Source organism: Bradyrhizobium sp. 190 (assembly GCF_023073415.1).
In the GTDB taxonomy this organism is placed as follows: domain Bacteria; phylum Pseudomonadota; class Alphaproteobacteria; order Rhizobiales; family Xanthobacteraceae; genus Bradyrhizobium.
Map to the genome: position 1 here is coordinate 93,081 of NZ_JADPJL010000001.1, position 17,953 is coordinate 111,033.

At 64.0% G+C, this 17,953-nt stretch carries 17 protein-coding genes; 4 read left to right on the forward strand and 13 right to left on the reverse strand.

From position 1 onward, the window contains the following. Positions 1-86: 86 nt before the first annotated feature. The 8 genes from rseP to IVB22_RS00445 all read right to left on the reverse strand — a co-directional run bounded on the left by rseP (position 87) and on the right by IVB22_RS00445 (position 7,653). Positions 87-1,262: an RIP metalloprotease RseP gene (gene rseP / locus IVB22_RS00410; RefSeq protein ID WP_247515368.1), complete on the reverse strand. Its 1,176-nt coding sequence runs from the start codon at positions 1,260-1,262 to the stop codon at positions 87-89. A gap of 43 nt (positions 1,263-1,305) precedes the next feature. After that, on the reverse strand, positions 1,306-2,529 hold the full coding sequence (gene dxr / locus IVB22_RS00415) for a 1-deoxy-D-xylulose-5-phosphate reductoisomerase (protein WP_247515369.1): 1,224 nt from the start codon (positions 2,527-2,529) through the stop codon (positions 1,306-1,308). 3 nt (positions 2,530-2,532) lie between these two features. Further along, positions 2,533-3,375: a phosphatidate cytidylyltransferase gene (locus IVB22_RS00420; protein ID WP_247515370.1), complete on the reverse strand. Its 843-nt coding sequence runs from the start codon at positions 3,373-3,375 to the stop codon at positions 2,533-2,535. Beyond that, on the reverse strand, positions 3,372-4,127 hold the full coding sequence (locus tag IVB22_RS00425) for an isoprenyl transferase (RefSeq protein WP_247515371.1): 756 nt from the start codon (positions 4,125-4,127) through the stop codon (positions 3,372-3,374). The genes IVB22_RS00420 and IVB22_RS00425 overlap by 4 nt, the downstream gene beginning before the upstream one ends. 42 nt (positions 4,128-4,169) lie before the next feature. After that, on the reverse strand, positions 4,170-4,733 hold the full coding sequence (gene frr / locus IVB22_RS00430) for a ribosome recycling factor (RefSeq protein WP_247515372.1): 564 nt from the start codon (positions 4,731-4,733) through the stop codon (positions 4,170-4,172). A 72-nt stretch (positions 4,734-4,805) separates the two neighbouring features. Further along, the gene (pyrH, locus tag IVB22_RS00435) at positions 4,806-5,522 is read right to left on the reverse strand and encodes a UMP kinase (RefSeq protein ID WP_247515373.1); all 717 of its coding nucleotides are present in this window, start codon (positions 5,520-5,522) and stop codon (positions 4,806-4,808) included. A 72-nt stretch (positions 5,523-5,594) separates the two neighbouring features. Further along, a complete protein-coding gene (gene tsf / locus IVB22_RS00440; protein WP_247515374.1) occupies positions 5,595-6,521 on the reverse strand; it encodes a translation elongation factor Ts in 927 nt (308 codons plus the stop codon). 133 nt (positions 6,522-6,654) lie between these two features. Next, positions 6,655-7,653, reverse strand: coding sequence for a 30S ribosomal protein S2 (locus IVB22_RS00445; protein ID WP_247515375.1), 999 nt, complete (start codon positions 7,651-7,653; stop codon positions 6,655-6,657). Between the two features lie 302 nt (positions 7,654-7,955). On the opposite strand from IVB22_RS00445, the gene IVB22_RS00450 reads away from it, so the two are divergent. Continuing rightward, a complete protein-coding gene (locus tag IVB22_RS00450; protein ID WP_247515376.1) occupies positions 7,956-8,855 on the forward strand; it encodes a LysR family transcriptional regulator in 900 nt (299 codons plus the stop codon). Between the two features lie 113 nt (positions 8,856-8,968). Beyond that, on the forward strand, positions 8,969-9,298 hold the full coding sequence (locus IVB22_RS00455; protein ID WP_256467354.1) for an antibiotic biosynthesis monooxygenase: 330 nt from the start codon (positions 8,969-8,971) through the stop codon (positions 9,296-9,298). A gap of 340 nt (positions 9,299-9,638) precedes the next feature. Here the strand turns inward: IVB22_RS00455 and IVB22_RS00460 are convergent, their stop codons facing one another. Continuing rightward, complete coding sequence (locus IVB22_RS00460) at positions 9,639-12,011, reverse strand: caspase domain-containing protein (protein ID WP_247515377.1); 2,373 nt, start codon at positions 12,009-12,011, stop codon at positions 9,639-9,641. A 240-nt stretch (positions 12,012-12,251) separates the two neighbouring features. On the opposite strand from IVB22_RS00460, the gene IVB22_RS00465 reads away from it, so the two are divergent. Next, positions 12,252-12,719: an aminoacyl-tRNA deacylase gene (locus tag IVB22_RS00465; protein WP_247515378.1), complete on the forward strand. Its 468-nt coding sequence runs from the start codon at positions 12,252-12,254 to the stop codon at positions 12,717-12,719. Between the two features lie 123 nt (positions 12,720-12,842). Here the strand turns inward: IVB22_RS00465 and IVB22_RS00470 are convergent, their stop codons facing one another. Further along, entirely contained in the window at positions 12,843-13,262 is a 420-nt protein-coding gene (locus IVB22_RS00470; RefSeq protein ID WP_247515379.1) for a CBS domain-containing protein, read from the reverse strand. A 12-nt stretch (positions 13,263-13,274) separates the two neighbouring features. On the opposite strand from IVB22_RS00470, the gene IVB22_RS00475 reads away from it, so the two are divergent. Continuing rightward, positions 13,275-13,514, forward strand: a complete 240-nt coding sequence (locus IVB22_RS00475) for a hypothetical protein (RefSeq protein WP_247515380.1) — start codon at positions 13,275-13,277, stop codon at positions 13,512-13,514. A 107-nt stretch (positions 13,515-13,621) separates the two neighbouring features. Here IVB22_RS00475 and IVB22_RS00480 read toward each other — a convergent pair whose 3' ends face one another. The 3 genes from IVB22_RS00480 to dnaE all read right to left on the reverse strand — a co-directional run bounded on the left by IVB22_RS00480 (position 13,622) and on the right by dnaE (position 17,812). Continuing rightward, positions 13,622-13,888 (reverse strand): hypothetical protein, encoded by a 267-nt coding sequence (locus tag IVB22_RS00480; RefSeq protein ID WP_247515381.1) that lies wholly within the window; start codon positions 13,886-13,888, stop codon positions 13,622-13,624. Then, the gene (locus IVB22_RS00485; RefSeq protein ID WP_247515382.1) at positions 13,885-14,181 is read right to left on the reverse strand and encodes a DUF2846 domain-containing protein; all 297 of its coding nucleotides are present in this window, start codon (positions 14,179-14,181) and stop codon (positions 13,885-13,887) included. Before IVB22_RS00485 ends, IVB22_RS00480 begins: the two co-directional genes overlap by 4 nt. A gap of 121 nt (positions 14,182-14,302) precedes the next feature. Continuing rightward, positions 14,303-17,812 carry a DNA polymerase III subunit alpha gene (dnaE, locus tag IVB22_RS00490; RefSeq protein WP_247515383.1) on the reverse strand — a complete coding sequence of 1,170 codons (3,510 nt, stop codon included), beginning with the start codon at positions 17,810-17,812 and terminating at the stop codon, positions 14,303-14,305. Positions 17,813-17,953: the final 141 nt, after the last annotated feature.

Below are 17,953 nucleotides of genomic sequence, written 5' to 3' on the forward strand. Positions count from 1 at the left end.
GACAGGGGGGCAAACCAGACATCGCGATGCGATTCCATTTTCATTCCAAGACGTTGCCAATGGGCAACGTCACAAAAAAGCCGCTACTACGATCTCCCGAACAGCCCCTTCAGCCACGGCACCTGCTGGAAGTCGTTATAGAAAGCGAACACCATCAACATCAGCACCAGTACAAGCCCCACGCGGAACCCGTATTCCTGGGATTTTTCCGACAAAGGCCGCCCCCGCAGCACCTCGGCCGCATAGAACATAAGGTGACCGCCATCGAGCAGCGGTACCGGGAACAGGTTCAGCAGTCCGATCGAAATGGACAGCACCGCCGCCAGATGAAGCAGCGGAACAAGCCCCAGCGTGGCGACCTGCCCCGAAATCTGCGCGATCCGAATCGGTCCGCCGATCTGGTCCGCGCTCGCCCGGCCGGTGAAGATATTGCCGATATAGGCCAGCGTCTGCTCGATGACGAACCAGGTTTCCTTGATTCCCAGCCAAAGCGCGCTCGCCGGATCGACCTTCTCTGTCGTCACTTCGCCCGGCGAGGTTGCTCGGGTGATGCCGAGAATCCCGAGCCGCTGCGTGTTTCCGAAGGGATCCTTCACTTCGCGCAGTTCCGGCGTGCCCTTCAATTGCAGCGTCGAATCACCGCGCTTGACGGTGAAGGTCAGAGTGTCGCCGGCACGAACGCTGACGAAGCGCTGCATGTCGGCGAAGCTGCCGATCTTCTTGCCGTCGACGGCGGTGACGATGTCGCCGACCTGAAAGCCCGCCCGCTCGGCGGCGCTGCTGGCTTCGATCTTGTCGACGCGCGCCGTCGTGCTCGGCTTGCCGAAGAAGGTGAAGAGACAGGTGAAGATGACGATCGCCAGAATGAAATTCGCGATCGGACCGGCGGCCACGATGGCCGCTCGCGCGCCGACTTTCTTGTGATGGAAACTGCCCGCCCGCTCCGCCTCGGTCATGCCGGCGAGCGCTTCGGCCGAGGCCGGCGTCGAGGCTTCCGATTCGTCGCCGAAGAACTTCACATAGCCGCCGAGCGGGATCGCGGAGATCTTCCAGCGCGTGCCATGGCGGTCGTTGAAGCCGACGAGTTCCGGTCCGAAACCGAGCGAGAACGTCAACACTTTCACGCCCGCCCAGCGGGCGACCAGGAAGTGGCCGAGTTCATGGAAGAACACGACGATGGTCAGGACGAACAAGAAGGGAATGATGTAGCCGATGAGCCCATGGCCCAACGTACTGAAACTGCTTAGAAAAAACTCTGACATCAGGTTCCCCTCGACAAGAGCCAAAGGCTCCGTCCCCAACCCTCTAGGATGCCTTTAAGGCAATTTGAGGCAATAGGGCGGCGGCTCTATTTCGCGCGTTATGGTCAACCGAAATCGCGTCGTCGGCCGAGCTCAAAGGCGCAAGGTTCCCGGCGCGAATCCAGTCATTGATGGTGGCTTCGACGAGGCGCGCGATCGACCCGAACTTGATCTGTCCGGCAATAAACGCCGCCACCGCCACCTCATTGGCAGCGTTGAATACCGTGGTCGCACCACGGCCGGTACGTAAGGCCTCGTAGGCCAGCCGCAAGCCCGGGAAGCGTTCGAAATCCGGTGCCTCGAAGGTGAGCTGTCCGATTTTTGCAAGATCGAGCCTCGCCGACGGGCCGACGATTCGGTCGGGCCATCCAAGGCAATGCGCAATCGGGATGCGCATATCGGGCGCGCCGAGCTGTGCAACCACGGAGCGATCGGAGAATTCGACCATGCCGTGGATGATCGACTGCGGATGCACGAGAACGTCGATTTCGTCGGCCGAGAGCGCGAAGAGATAGGAGGCTTCGATGACTTCGAGGCCCTTGTTCATCATCGAGGCCGAATCGATGGTGATCTTCTGGCCCATGCTCCAGTTCGGATGTTTCAGCGCCTGCGCCAGCGTCGCCTGTTCGATGTCGGTGGCAGCCCAGGTGCGGAACGGACCGCCGGATGCGGTGATGATCACACGCACCAGTTCTTCGCGGTTGCCGGAGGAAAGCGCCTGAAACAATGCGTTGTGTTCGGAATCGGCCGGCAGAATGCAGGCCCCTGCTTTCGCCGCGCGCTGCATGAAGAAATCGCCGGCGCAAACCAAACATTCCTTGTTGGCGAGCGCGACCGTCGCGCCGCGATCGACCGCGGCCAGCGCGGGCTTCAACCCGGCCGCACCGCTCACCGCCGCCATCACCCAGTCGGCGGGACGCGCCGCGGCTTCGATGATGGCGCTTTCGCCGGCGCCGCATTGGATGTCGGTGCCGGCCAGGGCGTCCTTCAATTCGCCAAGCCGCGCGGGGTCGGCAATTGCTGCGAATCGCGCGCCGAATTCCCTGGCGAGTTTGGCCAGCGCTTCGACATTGGAATTCGCGGTCAGCGCCTCGACAGAATAGCGGTCGCGCGCGCCGCGCAGCAAATCCATGGTGCTGTCGCCGATCGAGCCGGTGGCGCCCAGCACCGTGACCGTGCGCGCATCCGCTACAGCGGCCTTGTTGTTACGCAATGGAACTGCGCTCATAATTCACCAAACCATAAGACCGCGGCCGACGCCATCGGCGCCGCCCCGCAGAAGACCGAAAAGAGCCGCCACGACGACGGCTGCGACAAATCCATCCAGGCGATCCATTAGCCCGCCGTGGCCGGGAACAATGTGACCTGAGTCCTTTACGCCAAAACGCCGCTTCACGGCGGATTCGAAGAGGTCACCGAGCTGTGAGACGACCGAAAGAGCCCCGGAAAGCATCAATAACGGCCCTACCCTGCCGAGATCGAACGCGGCAAACCCGACCGCCACAGCCAGGCTGGCGGCCAACCCGCCGGCGGCGCCCGCCCAGGTCTTTTTCGGGCTGACGCGCGGCCACAGTTTCGGCCCGCCAATGCCGCGGCCCGCGAAATAGCCGCCGCTATCGGTCACCCAGACGATCAGCAGCACGAACATCAGCGCGGCGAATCCCTTCACGGGATCGAGACGCACCAGAACCGAGGCGATCTCGGCCGCCGCTGCGTACAAGAATCCCGCCGCCGCCCAGCCTCGCCGCTCCGGCGCGATCGATACGACGGCGACGAAGCCGACCGCCAGCGCGATCAGCGCGGCATCGAGCCGGCCAATCGCAAAACAAAGCCCCGCGACCGCAAGCGCGGCCACACCCGGTACCGTCACGCGTGTAGCGCCGGCGAGACCCACGATCGCGAGCCATTCCACGAACAGGCCGATGGCAGCCAGCGCCACCAGCGTGGTCCAGAGCCAGCCGCCCGCATAGGCGATCGCGACCGCCAGCGGAATCAGCACGGCGGCTGCGGCGATACGGACGACGAGATTGCGCGATTCGGGCGCTGCCGCCGGTGCGGCTTCGCGTTCGGTCACGATCCGGTTTTCGCGGCCAGACCGCCGAAACGGCGTTCCCGTCTGGCATATTCGGCAATGGCGCTTTCGAGCGCGGCCTTGTCGAAATCCGGCCAGTGGATCGGCACGAACACAAGTTCGCTATAGGCCGCCTGCCACATCAGGAAGTTCGACAGCCGCTGCTCGCCGCTGGTGCGGATGATCAGGTCGGGATCGGGAAGATCAGGCGCATCGAGATAGCGGCCGAGTGCATCGGCGTCGATCGATGCCGGATCGCGCTTGCCCTCCGCCACTTCGCGAGCCAGCCGTTGGGCGGCACCCGCGATTTCCTGGCGCGATCCGTAATTGAATGCGACCACGAGATTGAGCTTGGTGTTGGCCCGGGTCAGTTCCTCGGCTTCGTTCAAGAGCGTGCAGATATCGGGCTCCAGCCCTTCCCGCTCCCCGATCACACGCACGCGCACGCCGTCGCGATGCAGCGTCGCCAGATCGTTGCGGATGAAGCGGCGAAGCAGTCCGAACAGATCGCCGATTTCGGTCGCCGGCCGCGACCAGTTCTCCGAGCTGAACGAAAAAATCGTCAGATAGAGCACGCCGAGTTCATGGGCGGCGCGAACGACGCGCCGCAGCGCATCGACGCCACGGCGGTGGCCTTCGGCACGCGGCAAGCCGCGCGCTGCCGCCCAGCGTCCGTTTCCGTCCATGATGATCGCCACATGCAACGGGACGGATCGATCCGGTCCTTCCGTGGCGGGGGCGGCGGCGTTCGGCATTATCTGAATTCCAGGACCAATCTCGATTCTTGAACGTTGCCGTCAAACGGTGAGGATTTCCTTTTCCTTCGCCGCAAGCAACTGATCGATTTCCGCAATCGTTCCGTCGGTCGCCTTCTGCACATCGTTGGCGAGCCGTTCCTGATCGTCTTCGGAAATCTCGTGATTCTTCTCGAGCTTCTTGACGATATCCAGTCCGTCGCGACGGACATGGCGGACCGCCACCTTGGCGGCTTCGGCGTATTTGTGCGCGACTTTCACCAGTTCCTTGCGCCGCTCCTCGTTGAGCTCGGGAATCCGCAAGCGCAGCACCTGCCCCTCGGTCGCGGGCGAGAGGCCGAGATTGGAATCGACGATCGCCTTTTCGACGGCCTTCACCATGGACTTGTCCCATACCTGCACAGAGAGCAGGCGCGGCTCGGGCACGCTGACGGTCGCGAGCTGGTTGAGGGGCATGTGCGAACCGTAAGCCTCGACCTGCACCGGCTCCAACATGGACGCCGCCGCGCGGCCGGTCCGCAAGCCGCCCAGCTCGTGCTTGAGCGACTGGGTGGCGCCTTGCATGCGGCGCTTCAATTCGTTGATGTCAAAACCGGGCGTGGGCATAACACTCTCCCCTCCTTAGAAACCAGCCGCTGGCATTTCAAAAGCCCGCGGTTCGAAGCAGCACTGGCCAATTCAGCCGGCGACCACCGTGCCGTGGCCGGCCCCGCGCAGGATCGCGCCGATCGAACCCGGCTCGGCGATCGAGAATACGATGATAGGCAGTGACGTCTCGCGGGCAAGCGCGAATGCGGTCGCATCCATTACCTTATAGTCGCCTGCGATCGCCTGCGAATGCGTCAGCCGATCGAAACGCGTGGCCGACGGGTCCTTTTTGGGGTCGGCGCTGTAAACGCCGTCGACATTGGTGGCCTTGAGCACGGCCTGGGCCCCGATTTCGGCCGCCCGCAACACCGCGGTCGTGTCGGTGGTGAAGAACGGATTGCCGGTTCCACCGCCGAGCAGGATGATTCGGCCCTCGGAAAGGTATTTGTGCGCTGCACGGCGGGTGAACAGCTCGGAAATCTCGGGCATCACGAACGCCGAAAGGGTCCGCGCCGGCGTTCCCTTGCGCTCGATGGCCGACTCCAGCGCCAGGCAGTTCATCATGGTGGCGAGCATGCCCATGGTGTCGCCGGTCGGGCGCGACACGCCGCGCGAGGAGACTTCCACGCCGCGAACGATATTGCCGCCGCCGATCACGACGGCCACCTCGACACCGAGCTTCTGGGCCGCAATCAGGTCGTCGGCGATACGGTCAACGGTGGGCTGGTCGATACCGAAGAAGTGGCTGCCGGCGAGATACTCGCCCGAGAGCTTGATCACGACGCGACGATAGACCGGCTGAGCCATTGCTTATCGCTTCCTTGTCCCGCGCAGGTGACTTCCGGCGCGATTGCGCCGGAAGATTTTTGACCGCAGCGGTTACTTCTTGCCGCTGGCCGCCGCGACCTCGGCCGCGAAATCGGATTCCTGCTTTTCGATTCCCTCGCCGAGAGCATAACGCACAAATCCGGCAATCTTCACAGGCGCGCCGACCTTGCCTTCGGCTTCCTTCACCGCCTGCGCTACCGACTTGCCCTTTTCGTCGTGGATGAACGCCTGCTCCAGCAGGCAGACTTCCTTGTAATAGGTCTTCAGGCCGGACTCGACGATCTTCTCGATCACGTTCTCCGGCTTGCCCTGCTGGCGATACTTGTCGGCCAGCACGTCCTTTTCGCGCGTCACGATCGCCGGATCGAGGCCGGACGGATCCAGCGCCTGCGGATTGGTCGCGGCCACGTGCATCGCCAACTGACGGCCGAGATGGGTGAGCTCATCGGTCTTGCCCGCCGATTCGAGCGCGACCAGCACGCCCATCTTGCCGGCGCCATCGATCACGGCGCCATGGACATAGCTAGACACCACGCCCTGGCCGACTTCGAGCAAAGCCGCACGGCGCAGCGACATGTTCTCGCCGATGGTCGCGATAGCGTCCGAAATCGCGGTCTCGACCGTGACATCGCCAACCTTGGCCGCCTTGATCTTTTCGACGTCGGCGCCGTTGTGGAGCGCGACCTGCGCGATCATCTTGACGAGGCCCTGGAACTGCTCGTTGCGCGCCACGAAGTCGGTCTCGGAATTGACCTCGACCACGACGCCCTTGGCGCCCGAGGTCACCGCGCCGATCAGGCCTTCCGCGGCGACGCGGCCGGCCTTCTTGGCAGCCTTCGACAGGCCCTTCTTGCGCAGCCAATCCTGCGCGGCCGTCATGTCGCCGCTGGTTTCGGTGAGCGCTGCCTTGCAGTCCATCATGCCTGCGCCGGTCGACTCGCGCAGTTCCTTGACCATCGCCGCAGAGATCGTTGCCATCGTCGATATCCTTCTTGCCTGTTAGCCGCGGGCGCAGCGCACACTTTGCGCCGGGTCGCCGTTAGCTCCAGGGAATGCCGTAATCTGGGGAGCAGAACCGGTGGCCGGAAGACCCGGCCACGCGGCGTACCAATTATTCCGCTTCCGCGGTCAGCGTCTTGGCCTGGGTGACCCAGGCATCGGCGCGGCTCGGAAGACCGACCTCTTCACCGATCTTGTGCGCGGTATCGTGGTCGAGCTCGGCGAGCTGCCAGTAGTGGAAGATGCCGAGGTCGTTGAGCTTCTTCTCGATCGCACCCGACACGCCGGTAAGCTTCTTGAGGTTGTCGGCGGTGCCGCGCGGACCGGCCAGACCCTGGAAGCCGACCGGCTGGGGAGCTGCCGGAATTTCCTCGCGGGCCGGCTGGACGGAGGCGCCGATGTCGATGCCGTGATCGCCCTGGGCGCGCGAGATGCCGTCGATGGCGGCGCGGGCAATCAGGTCGCAATACAGCGAAATGGCGCGGCCGGCGTCGTCATTGCCCGGCACCACAAAGGTGATGCCCTTGGGGTCGGAGTTGGTATCGACGATCGCGGCGACGGGAATATTGAGCCGCTGCGCTTCCTGGATCGCGATGTCTTCCTTGTTGGTGTCGATCACGAAGATCATGTCGGGAAGCCCGCCCATGTCCTTGATGCCGCCAAGCGAACGGTCGAGCTTGTCGCGCTCGCGCTGCAGCGTCAGCCGCTCCTTCTTGGTGTAGGAGTTGGCCTCGCCCCCCGACAGCACCTCATCAAGGTGACGCAGGCGCTTGATCGAGCCCGAGATCGTCTTCCAGTTGGTCAGCGTGCCGCCGAGCCAGCGCGAATTGACGAAATACTGGGCCGAGCGCTTGGCCGCTTCGGCGACGCCGTCCTGCGCCTGGCGCTTGGTGCCGACGAACAGGATGCGGCCGCCCTTGGCGACGGTGTCGGATACCGCCTGCAACGCGCGATGCAGCATCGGCACGGTCTGGGCGAGATCGATGATGTGGATGTTGTTGCGGGCGCCGAAAATGAACTCCGCCATTTTCGGATTCCAGCGGTGCGATTGGTGGCCAAAGTGCACGCCAGCTTCAAGCAACTGACGCATAGAAAAATCGGGTAGCGACATAGTGATGATTCTCCGGTTGGTTCCTCCGGAAACGTGTGAGCAAACGAGCCTTATGGCCCGGCTGCCACCGGACGGCCTTTTGAGCCATGTTTCCGTGTGAGATGGCGCGCTGTATAGCCGGATTCCAGCCAGAAGCAAGGAAATAAGGCCGGATTCCAAGCCGGCCACCAGTCGGTTGGACCAGTCGCGTCCCCAATGCCGGCGGCCCCCCGGAACGGCCTCCTAAAACCGGCCTAACGGGCCAAAAGAACCCAGAAAACCGCACTTCCCGCATAATGGTATCCAGATTATACTCCAAACGCATGAATCTACAGGACATCGAAGCCTTTGTTGCAGTCGCCGAAGCGGGCTCCGTCAACCGCGCGGCCGCCCGGCTCAATTTGACCCAGCCGGCGACAACCCGGCGCATCCAGAATTTCGAAGCCGCCATCGGCGGCGCCCCACTGTTCAACCGGGCCGTGAAGCCGGCAGCGTTGACCTCGCTCGGCAGCCACGTGCTGGAGCGTTGCAGGCGGGTGCTCACCGCCGTTTCGGAGCTCGAAGCCTGCACTGCGAAGGCCGCTGATCCCGCGGGCCATTTGAAAGCAGGCGTGGCGCACGGCCTGGGAGATATCGTCATGACCACGCCGCTCGATGCGGTTCGGCGCACGTTCCCGCGGATCCGGCTACAGGTCAGTTCGCACTGGAGCACATTTCTTATCGAGGATGTCCGCAGCGGCGGACTCGATTGCGCTGTTGGTCTGCTGACCGAGGCTCATGCGGTCCCGCCCGGTGTGAGCGCCATTGCGCTGGGCCCCGAACAAGTCGTCATCGTTGCGCCGGCCAAACTGCCGGCAAAGCTCGGCGGCCAGCCCTGGCGGCTGCGCGATCTCGCGGACAAGGAATGGTTCCTGAATCCGCCGGGGTGCGGCTGCCGTGCCGCTCTGGTGAAAGCTTTCGACCGGCTGCAGCTTCCCCTTCACATCGCGGCTGAGGTTTTCGGCGAGGACCTTCAACTGTCGCTGCTTACCCAAAGCGGCGGCTTGGGTTTGGTGCCGCGGCGCCTGTTCGAACACAGCCCGCACCGTCAGGCGTTGCAGATCCTGGACGTGCCGGACTTCGTTCTGCCCGCGACCGTCTCTTTGGTCCGCAGCGCCTCGCCCGGTCGCTTCGATCCCGTGCTCGGACTGCTCGAGAGCGAACTCAGGGCCAAATTCAACTAGTCATTTTCACGCATAATCATAATAGAGATTATGCATTTGATTTATTTTGAGAGCGATCGCACGTTCGCGCCAGACAGATCGATTTTCGGTCCGGTCAGAACAGGAGCTCGTCGATGATCATTACCGTGTTTCGAACCCGAATGAACCCCGGGGTCCAGGAAGAATATGGTCCGATGGCGAAGCAAATGAGCGAGCTTGCTCAAGCGGTCCCCGGTTACATTTCGCACAAGGGCTTCGTCGCCGAAGACGGAGAACGCGTGACCATCGTTGAATTCGAGTCCGAGGAGGCTTTGCGCACCTGGCAGATCCACCCCGAACACGGAAAGGCCAAGCGGCGCGGCATTGAAAGCTTCTTCAGCGACTACAAGTTTCAAATCTGCAGCGTAATCCGGGGCCGGTCATGGACGGCAAAGCGCAAGGCGAAGGCCGAGGTCTCCGCATGATCGCATCGCCAGCGTTGCTCGATCATCTCACAGTGGCGGCGCTGACGCTTGTCTTGATTGTCGGCTTGAACATCTCGTTATCGAGCATCCTGACAGTGTTCGCTTAACCACGGCGCTCGATCCGATTTTTTCCGATACTCGTGTCACGATTACCCACGGCGCCACGATTCGGCTGCGAGCCTCGATCCGAACGCCGGATGGCCTGCGCGAACTGACCGAGGCCCGGGCAAAGCCCTACAAGCTCTGGACGTCAACCACGTCGGGCACCGCCTGGATCGAGCCCGCAACCTGTGGCGAGGCCTTGAAACGGAAGCGGCGCGAAAGCTTCATTTCGACGCCATCAGCATCGGGCACCCGGCGGGCACCCCCTGGCCGCAGCCGGCGGAGGCGCAGCACGCGCTGGTGGCGGTGGAGCAGCCATCCGGGGCGGCGGCGGTGCGGCCATCCTTGGTGGAGGCGGCGGCGCTGCCATCCGCGGCGGTGGCGGGGGCGGTGCAGCCATCCTTGGCGGAGGCGGCGCGGCCATACGTGCCGGTGGCGGAGACGGCGCGGCCATCCTCGGTGCAGGCGGCGGCGCTGCCATCCTCGGCGGTGGTGGTGCCGGAGCGACGCGGGCTGCCGGTGGTGGTGGTGGCCTTGCCACATGCACCGAAGACGGGGGCGGCGGAGCTCGCCGTAGCTCGGGCTGCAATTGAGGTTTCGGGGCAACCGTAGCGGTGGGCTTTGGCGGCGCGGCGACGCCGGGCGGCGGGGCTACGACCCTTTGCTGGCCTGCCGGAGCTGCGGGAGCAACTGCCCCGATAGCGGGCCTTGAGCCGGTAGCTGCGCCGGGCGCGGCCGGAGCCGCCGACCCCGGACGCGTTGCGCCCGGTGCAAGCCTTGCGTTCGGATTGACTGCGCCTGGCGATACTGCTGCGCTCGGAGGCGCGGGTGGCGCGCCCCTGGCGCCTGGAACCGGCAGAGCGTTGGTCCTTGGCAAAGGCTGGGTCGAAGGCAATGCGCTTGGCGCATTGGCCGGCTGCGTCGCGTTCGGCCTTCTGGTCTGCCCCGCCGGAGCGCCGGGCAAGTTAGCCCTCACGGCAGGATTGATCGTGGCACTCGGCGGTACCGGCGCTTTGCCCTGCTGGATCAGCGTGGCCCTTTGCGCGACCGCAGGCGGCAGCACGGGTGTGGCGCCACCCTGCCCCGGCGCCACCGGGGCGCCGGGGCGTCCGATAGCCTTGGCGTCACGTCCGGCACCAGGTCTGTCCGCAGGCACGGCCTGCTGCGGCGGCCTGTTGATCACGTTGTTGATGACGGCCCTGTTGTGGATATTGGCATAGATGATGTTGTTCGGCGGCGGCGCCACATAACGCGGAGGCCTCACATAGACCGGTATCGGCACAAAGATCGGCTGCGGCAGGATGAACAGCCCGATCGGCGCCGGCGGTGGCTCCAAGATCACGAAATCATCCGGCGGCGGCGGCAGGTAGTAGATCGGCGCCGGTGGCGGCGGGACAAAATCGAACTCGGGATCGCCGAAGGCGAGCACCGGTCGATCGATATAGATGAACTCTTCCGGCGGCGGCGGCGGCACGTCGTAGTCGATGACGTCAAAGGTTGGCGGCGGCTCCAGCGCCGCGGTGAGAATGGCAAGCCGGCGGCGCGCGTCGGCCGCATGGGGCCCGCGCGGGTAGCGTTGCAGATACGACCAGTAGGCGTTCGGGGTGTCGGCGCGGTAGGTGCGGCGCCAGGTGATCGCTTCGCGCCGCGCCGCCGCGATCGCCCTCACCCGCTTCGCCATCGGATCGTCGGGATAGGCGCTGAGAAAATCCTCGTAGGCCGGCAGCGTGTCGCGCTCCAGCGCCGCGGCGTAGGCGTCCTGCACGCCGAGATCGCGGATCGGCTTGCTGCGGATGGCGGCGACCTGATCCGGCGGCGTAGCTGCGGGCGCATCCGGTGCGCGCTCGAAGAACGTGAAGGCCGCATCGACCTTCTGGCTGTCCCAGGGCACCTGCGCGCCCTTGCTTGCCTCGTTGACGCGAAGCCGCAGGCGATTGAAGACCTCCGGCAGCGGCAATCCGCCGGTCCGGATCATCTCGGCCAGCGACTGGGCGTAGATGCCGTACGGTCCCTGCTCGGCCGGCGCCACGGTTCCGGGCGCCGCGTTGAACGCAATCAGCATGTGCGGGTCCGCTTCGACCAAAGCCAGACCGCTTGCGATCTGCCCGTTGACGAAAGGCTGCTGCCGCGCCGCGTCCAGCACGACTATACCGGCCTTCAGCGGCAGCGAGGCGAGCTGACGGATGTAGTCGCCGGTCCGCAGCGCCTCGATCGGAACATCGGTATCGCGGTTGATCGCGGAATCGACCGGCACGAAATAGTTCTCGCCCGCCAGTTGCAGCCCGTAACCGGCCAGATACACCATCGCGACCGTATCCGGCCCCGAGCTTTCGGCTTTTTGGATGAAGTCGCGAAAGCTTTTGCGCAGCGTGTCGCCATCGAGATCGCGCGCGCCGATCACATCGAAGCCGGCCGCCTGCAAGGTTTGCGCGATCAGGCCGGCATCGTTGGCCGCCGTCGCAAGCGGCGACTTCGCATAGGCGGCATTGCCGACCACCAGCGCAATGCGCTTTTCCGGCTGCTGCGCGGCGGCGGTGTCCAAATGTCCCGCCAAGCCTGATATCGCGACGAGACACACCGAGAGGATCGACAAACTTCTTGCTAACCGCATGGATCCCACCCTGTCGCCGCCCGCGCTGTATGAAACGCGCGTTGAGATGAACATTTCTTGAATAATTGCGCTCTCAGCAAGGCATCGCGCCTCTGCTCCGCCGGTTCCCGCACCGAAATTCGGATTGTCGCGGCCTTCCGGCGGGCGTATCCTGAAGTCTGTCGTGTTCGCCCGCATCGTGAGGCGACTGCGCGAGTTCCTCCCGGTGTGCGGATTGCTCATGCAATGGAGGAAATCGCCATGACCGTTTCCCCGACCCTGCAGAAGTACCTGGATCAGAGCGTCACCTACGACGTGATCCCTCATGCCCCTACGATGTCATCAACACGCACGGCCGAGGCTTGCCACGTGCCGGGCGAGGCGCTGGCCAAGGCCGTCGTGCTGCGCCGTGACGGCGGTTACATGATGGCCGTTCTTCCGGCCTCCCATCACCTGCATCTGTCGGCCCTGAAAAGTCAGCTCGGCCACAAGGTCGACCTGGCGAGCGAAGACGAAATCGAACGGCTGTTCGAGGACTGCGAGCGCGGGGCCATACCACCGCTCGGCGAGTGCTACGGGCTGGACGTCATCGTCGACAACAGCATCGATGCGCGACGGGAAATCTACCTGGAAGCCGGCGATCATGCCACGCTGATCCGTATGGACGGCGATCAATTCGCGCGACTGACGGCGAAGGCCTGGCGCGGCCACTTCAGCACGCACGATTGAGGCCGCTCGTGCCGCCGGCTGCGCCGCGGCGGTCGCGTGACTTCAAGCAGGACGCCCCGCACCCGTTCGCGGTCGAACGGGCGCGAGCCGTTTGGGAGAATTCGATCGCAAGAGGCCGCCGCTTCAATGATGGGCCGCAACGCTCTTCACGTACCCGGACACCAAATCGCCTGACGTAGAATGGCTGATGTCACCCAGGCTGATCATGCCGACCATCCGCTTGTTCTTGTTGATCACCGGCAACCTGCGGACTTTCAGCGTCTCCATGTGATGCACCGCTTTCGCAAGATCATCGTCCTCCCGGCAGCAATGAATGCCTTCGGTCATCACGTCGCTGGCCTTGGCGCGGCTGGCATCGAAACCGTTGCCAGCAAGCCCTTTGCAGACGATGTCGCGATCAGTAACCATCCCGACCAGCTTGTCGTCCTCGCCGATCGGAATGCAGCCGATATCATGCGCTCGCATCAGTTTCGCGATTTCGGTAATCGGCGTGTCGGGGCTGACCCAGTCGACGCCCTTGTGCATCGCGTCTTTGACTTTCATGGCGGATCTCCGTTGCTGCGATTTCAGTGGTATCCACGTGATGCAGAACAGTTTCCCCCTCGATACGACTATACGACGGATCAGTCGGGACGGCATCGCAAAAGCAATGACAACTTCTTGAAACCAGAAGAGGCCGAGCAAATTTTCATTGCTTCAAGAACCCTCATGACGCGCTTGGATTTCGGCACGACCTTCGTCGCAACCGATCCCGATGGCCATCGCCTGCGCGTGTTCGTTCCGGCGGCGGCATGAGCAAGAACTAGCGGTTGCTTCCGGCGAACATGTTCGCATCGGGCCGGAGCAACGGCTTCATGCAGGTCTGTCACGGCAAGGCCGCGCCGGCCTATCCACGGCCGGCGCTATTGGGCCAGCTTCAGCTCCGCAATGGTTGTTCTCGCGGCCGCCTCGTCCAGCGGAAAAAAGTCGATCGGCCCGGGATTGTCATAGCCCGAGGTAAATGCGGTGCCGAGCGCCAGCCCCAACAATCCGCCTCCGGTTCCGGCCGCGGTGGCCATCATGGCGTTTTTTCTCTTACTTGTCCGCGCCACGAAGAATTGAGTCTGGCCAGCCTGGGCCGTGATTTCGTGCCGTGTCACGCCCGGGAACGCGGCCTCGGTAGCCGTCATTCATGCTTGCCGTTTGGACGATCGGCGAAGGCGAAGGTGCCGGTCTTGAGGCCGATCATCGGCGTTCCATCGAGCTGAACGTCCCACGCCCCATCGACGATGCCGCCAAAGCCTTTTTCGCGTAGCACCACGATACGTGCGTGCCCTGCTTTCGGCGGGCCCACCTTCCGCGCTATCGCCGCGTAATCCAGCCCGTCTCTTTGGGTCTCACAGCCGCCCAGCAGCAAGACCGAAATCAGTAACGCCACGCCCCGCCAAAACACATTACGCCCCAAAATCCATTCCCCGGCCATTCTCTAGCCAAAGCTCGAAATGGTTGCAACTGCGCTGGCGTTTCCGCGCCCGCAAAATCACAGGTTGTCATCAAAATGCAACGAGCGCGTTGCACTTTGGGGTTGCAAAATCCGCGACGGCCTACAGCGTCTGCACGTCCACCACGCCCGCAACCGCCTTGATCGCGCCCGCGATCTGCGGCGAGACCTTGAAGCGCCCCGGCAGCTTCATCTCCACCTCGGTCTGGAGGTCGAGCATGATGACGAGCGAGACGTCACCATCGGCGCCCCCCGATGGCGCGGGCGCAGGTTTGGCCGGCAGGCCCTTTGCCAGACCGTTTGGCGCGGCAGCTTCCGGCATGTTGAGCCGTCGCGCGATCGAATCCAGCGGCTTGGTGTCGCGAACGAAAATCCGCAGGCCTTTTTGGGTCTTGGCCGCGGCGTCATCCAGCGGCTCGGCATGCAGCACCCGGGCGCGCACGTCCTCGCCCTGCAGTTCGGCGCCGAGCTGCAGCAATACGGCCGCCCCCGGCTCCAGCACGTCGCGATATTGCGCAAGCCCTTCGGAAAACAGCACCGCCTCGAAATGCCCGGTCGGGTCTGACAGCCCCATGATGCCCATCTTGTTGCCGGTCTTGGTGCGCCGCTCCATACGCGACACGACAGTGGCCGCGACCTTGCCCGCGGTCGCGCCGGTTTTGACGGCGCGCGAGAATTCCGCCCAGGTCTGCACGCGCAGTCGCTTCAACACCGTCGCGTAGTCGTCGAGCGGGTGGCCGGACAGGAAGAAGCCGACGGCGTCGTATTCCCGGCGGAGCTTTTCGGCCGGAAGCCAGGGCTCGATCTGCGGCAGCATGATGGTCGGCGCGTCGGCGGCGTTGCCGAACATGTCGTTCTGACCGATCGTTGCGGCTTGGTGGCTGCGCTGGCAGGCGGCGAGAACGGCATCGGCGCCGGCAAAGACCCGGGCGCGGTTGGTTTCGAGCGTGTCGAATGCGCCGGCAGCGGCGAGACTTTCGATGATGCGCTTGTTGATCGCGCGCGGATTGACCCGCGCGGCGAAGTCCGCGAGCGAGGTGAAGGCGCCCTTCTTGCGCTCCTCCACAATCTGCTCGACCGCCTGGATGCCGACCCCCTTCAGCGCGGCCAGCGCATAGTAAATCGTGTTCTCGCCGACCTCGAAGGTGGCGCCCGAACGGTTGATGTTCGGCGCCTCGACCTTGATGCCGAGCCGCTGCGCTTCGGCGCGAAATTCCGAGAGCTTGTCGGTGTTGTTGAGTTCGAGCGTCATCGACGCCGCCAGAAACTCCACCGGGTAATGCGCCTTCATGTAGGCGGTGTGATAGGACACCAGCGCATAGGCGGCCGCGTGGCTCTTGTTGAAGCCGTAGTCGGCGAATTTGGCGAGCAGCTCGAAGATCGTATCGGCCTGCCCCTTCGGCACGCCGTTCTTGACCGCGCCGGCGACGAAGATCGCGCGCTGCTTTTCCATCTCGGCGCGGATCTTCTTGCCCATCGCGCGGCGCAGCAGGTCGGCGTCGCCGAGCGAATAGCCGGCCATCACCTGCGCGATCTGCATCACCTGTTCCTGATAGATGATGACGCCGAACGTCTCCTTCAGGATCGGCTCCAGGATCGGATGCAGATATTCCGGCTCCTCGTCGCCGTGCTTGCGCGCGCAATAGGTCGGGATGTTGGCCATCGGGCCCGGGCGATAGAGCGCCACCAGCGCGATGATGTCCTCGAAGCGGTCGGGCCGCATGTCGATCAGCGCCCGCCGCATGCCCTGGCTTTCCACCTGAAACACGCCGACCACATCGCCGCGCGCCAGCATCTGGTAACTCGGAGCATCGTCGATCGGCAGCGTCGGCAGATCGACGTGGATGTTGCGCTGCCTGAGCAGTTTTACAGCGACGTCGAGCACGGTCAGCGTTTTCAGGCCGAGGAAGTCGAACTTCACCAGCCCCGCCGGCTCGACCCATTTCATGTTGAACTGGGTCACCGGCATGTCGGATTTGGGATCGCGGTAGAGCGGCACCAGTTCGCTCAAGGGGCGATCGCCGATCACGATGCCGGCGGCGTGGGTCGAGGCGTGGCGCGTCAGCCCTTCCAGGCGCTGGGCGATGTCGAAGGCACGCGCGACCACCGGATCCTCGTCGCGGAATGCCTGCAACTTCGGTTCGCCCTCGATCGCCTGCGCCAGCGTCACCGGCGCGGCCGGATTTTGCGGCACCAGTTTTGTCAGCTTGTCGACCTGGCCATACGGCATCTGCAGCACGCGGCCAACGTCGCGCAGCACGCCGCGCGCCTGCAAGGTACCGAACGTGATGATCTGCGCGACCTGATCGCGGCCGTAGCGCTGCTGCACGTAGTCGATCACCTCGCCGCGGCGGTCCTGGCAAAAGTCGATGTCGAAGTCCGGCATCGACACGCGTTCGGGATTGAGGAAGCGTTCGAACAGCAGGCCGAAGCGGATCGGATCGAGATCGGTAATGGTCAGCGCGTAGGCGACCAGCGAGCCTGCGCCCGAGCCGCGGCCGGGACCGACCGGGATGTTATGGGCCTTGGCCCATTTGATGAAGTCCGAGACGATCAGGAAGTAGCCCGCATAATTCATGCGGTTGATGACGTTGATCTCGAAGGCGAGACGCTTCGCGTAGTCTTCTTCCGTGGTGCCGGGCGACAGGCCATGCACCTGCAGGCGCCGCGCGAGCCCCTCCTGGGCCTGACGTTCCAGCTCCGCGGCCTCCTCGCTCACCGCGTCCGAGCCCGAGGCGGCGCCGACCGTGAAACGCGGCAGAATCGGCTTTCGTGTCTTTGGACGGAACGAGCAACGCTCGGCGATCTCGATCGTCGATGCGAGCGCTTCCGGGATATCGGCGAAAAGGACCGCCATCTCGGCGCGCGTCTTGAAGCGGTGATCGGGCGTGAGCTGCTCGCGATCGGTCTCGGCGATCAGCTTGCCGCCGGCGATGCAGAGCAGCGCGTCGTGGGCCTCATAATCGTCATTCGATGCGAAATATGGCTCGTTGGTCGCAACCAGCGGCAATCCCTTGGCATAGGCGAGATCGATCAGGCCGGATTCGGCGCGGCGCTCCTTGTCGATGCCGTGGCGCTGCAATTCGACATAGAGGCGATCGCCGAACAGGCTCGCCAGCCGGTCGCACCGGGCGGCTGCAAGGGCTGCGTGATCGGCATGCAGCGCCAGCGAGATCGGGCCGTCGGGGCCGCCGGTCAGCGCGATCAAATCCTCGGCATCGTCTTCCAGCCATTCGAGCTTGATGTGCGGGGATTGATGCACCGGCGTTTCCAGAAACGCCCGCGAGTTCAACCGCATCAGGCTGCGGTAGCCGCGCTCCCGCGCCGCCAGCAATACGATTCGCGACGGCGCTGAGGCCAGCGCATTGCGTGCATTCGGGTCCTGATCGCCGAAATCGACAGCGAGCTCGCAGCCGACGATCGGCTGTATGCCGTAGCCCGCCATCTTGTCGGAGAATTCCAGCGCTCCGAACATGTTGTCGGTGTCGGTCAGCGCCAGCGCGGGCTGGCGGTCCGTCTTGGCCAATTCGCCGAGTTTGGCGATCTTGATCGAGCCCTTCAGCAGCGAATATGCCGAATGAACGTGAAGATGAACGAATCCGGCATTGGACATGGTCGCTTAACGGGCTCTTGCATCATGGTGGGGAGCGATCATCGGCCGCTGATGCGCACCGACTCGCCGCCGCAATGGTGATGCCTTGGCCTTGCCGAGTCCACGCGGAACGCAGCTTCTGCGCCCGCCATCCGGCTTTTC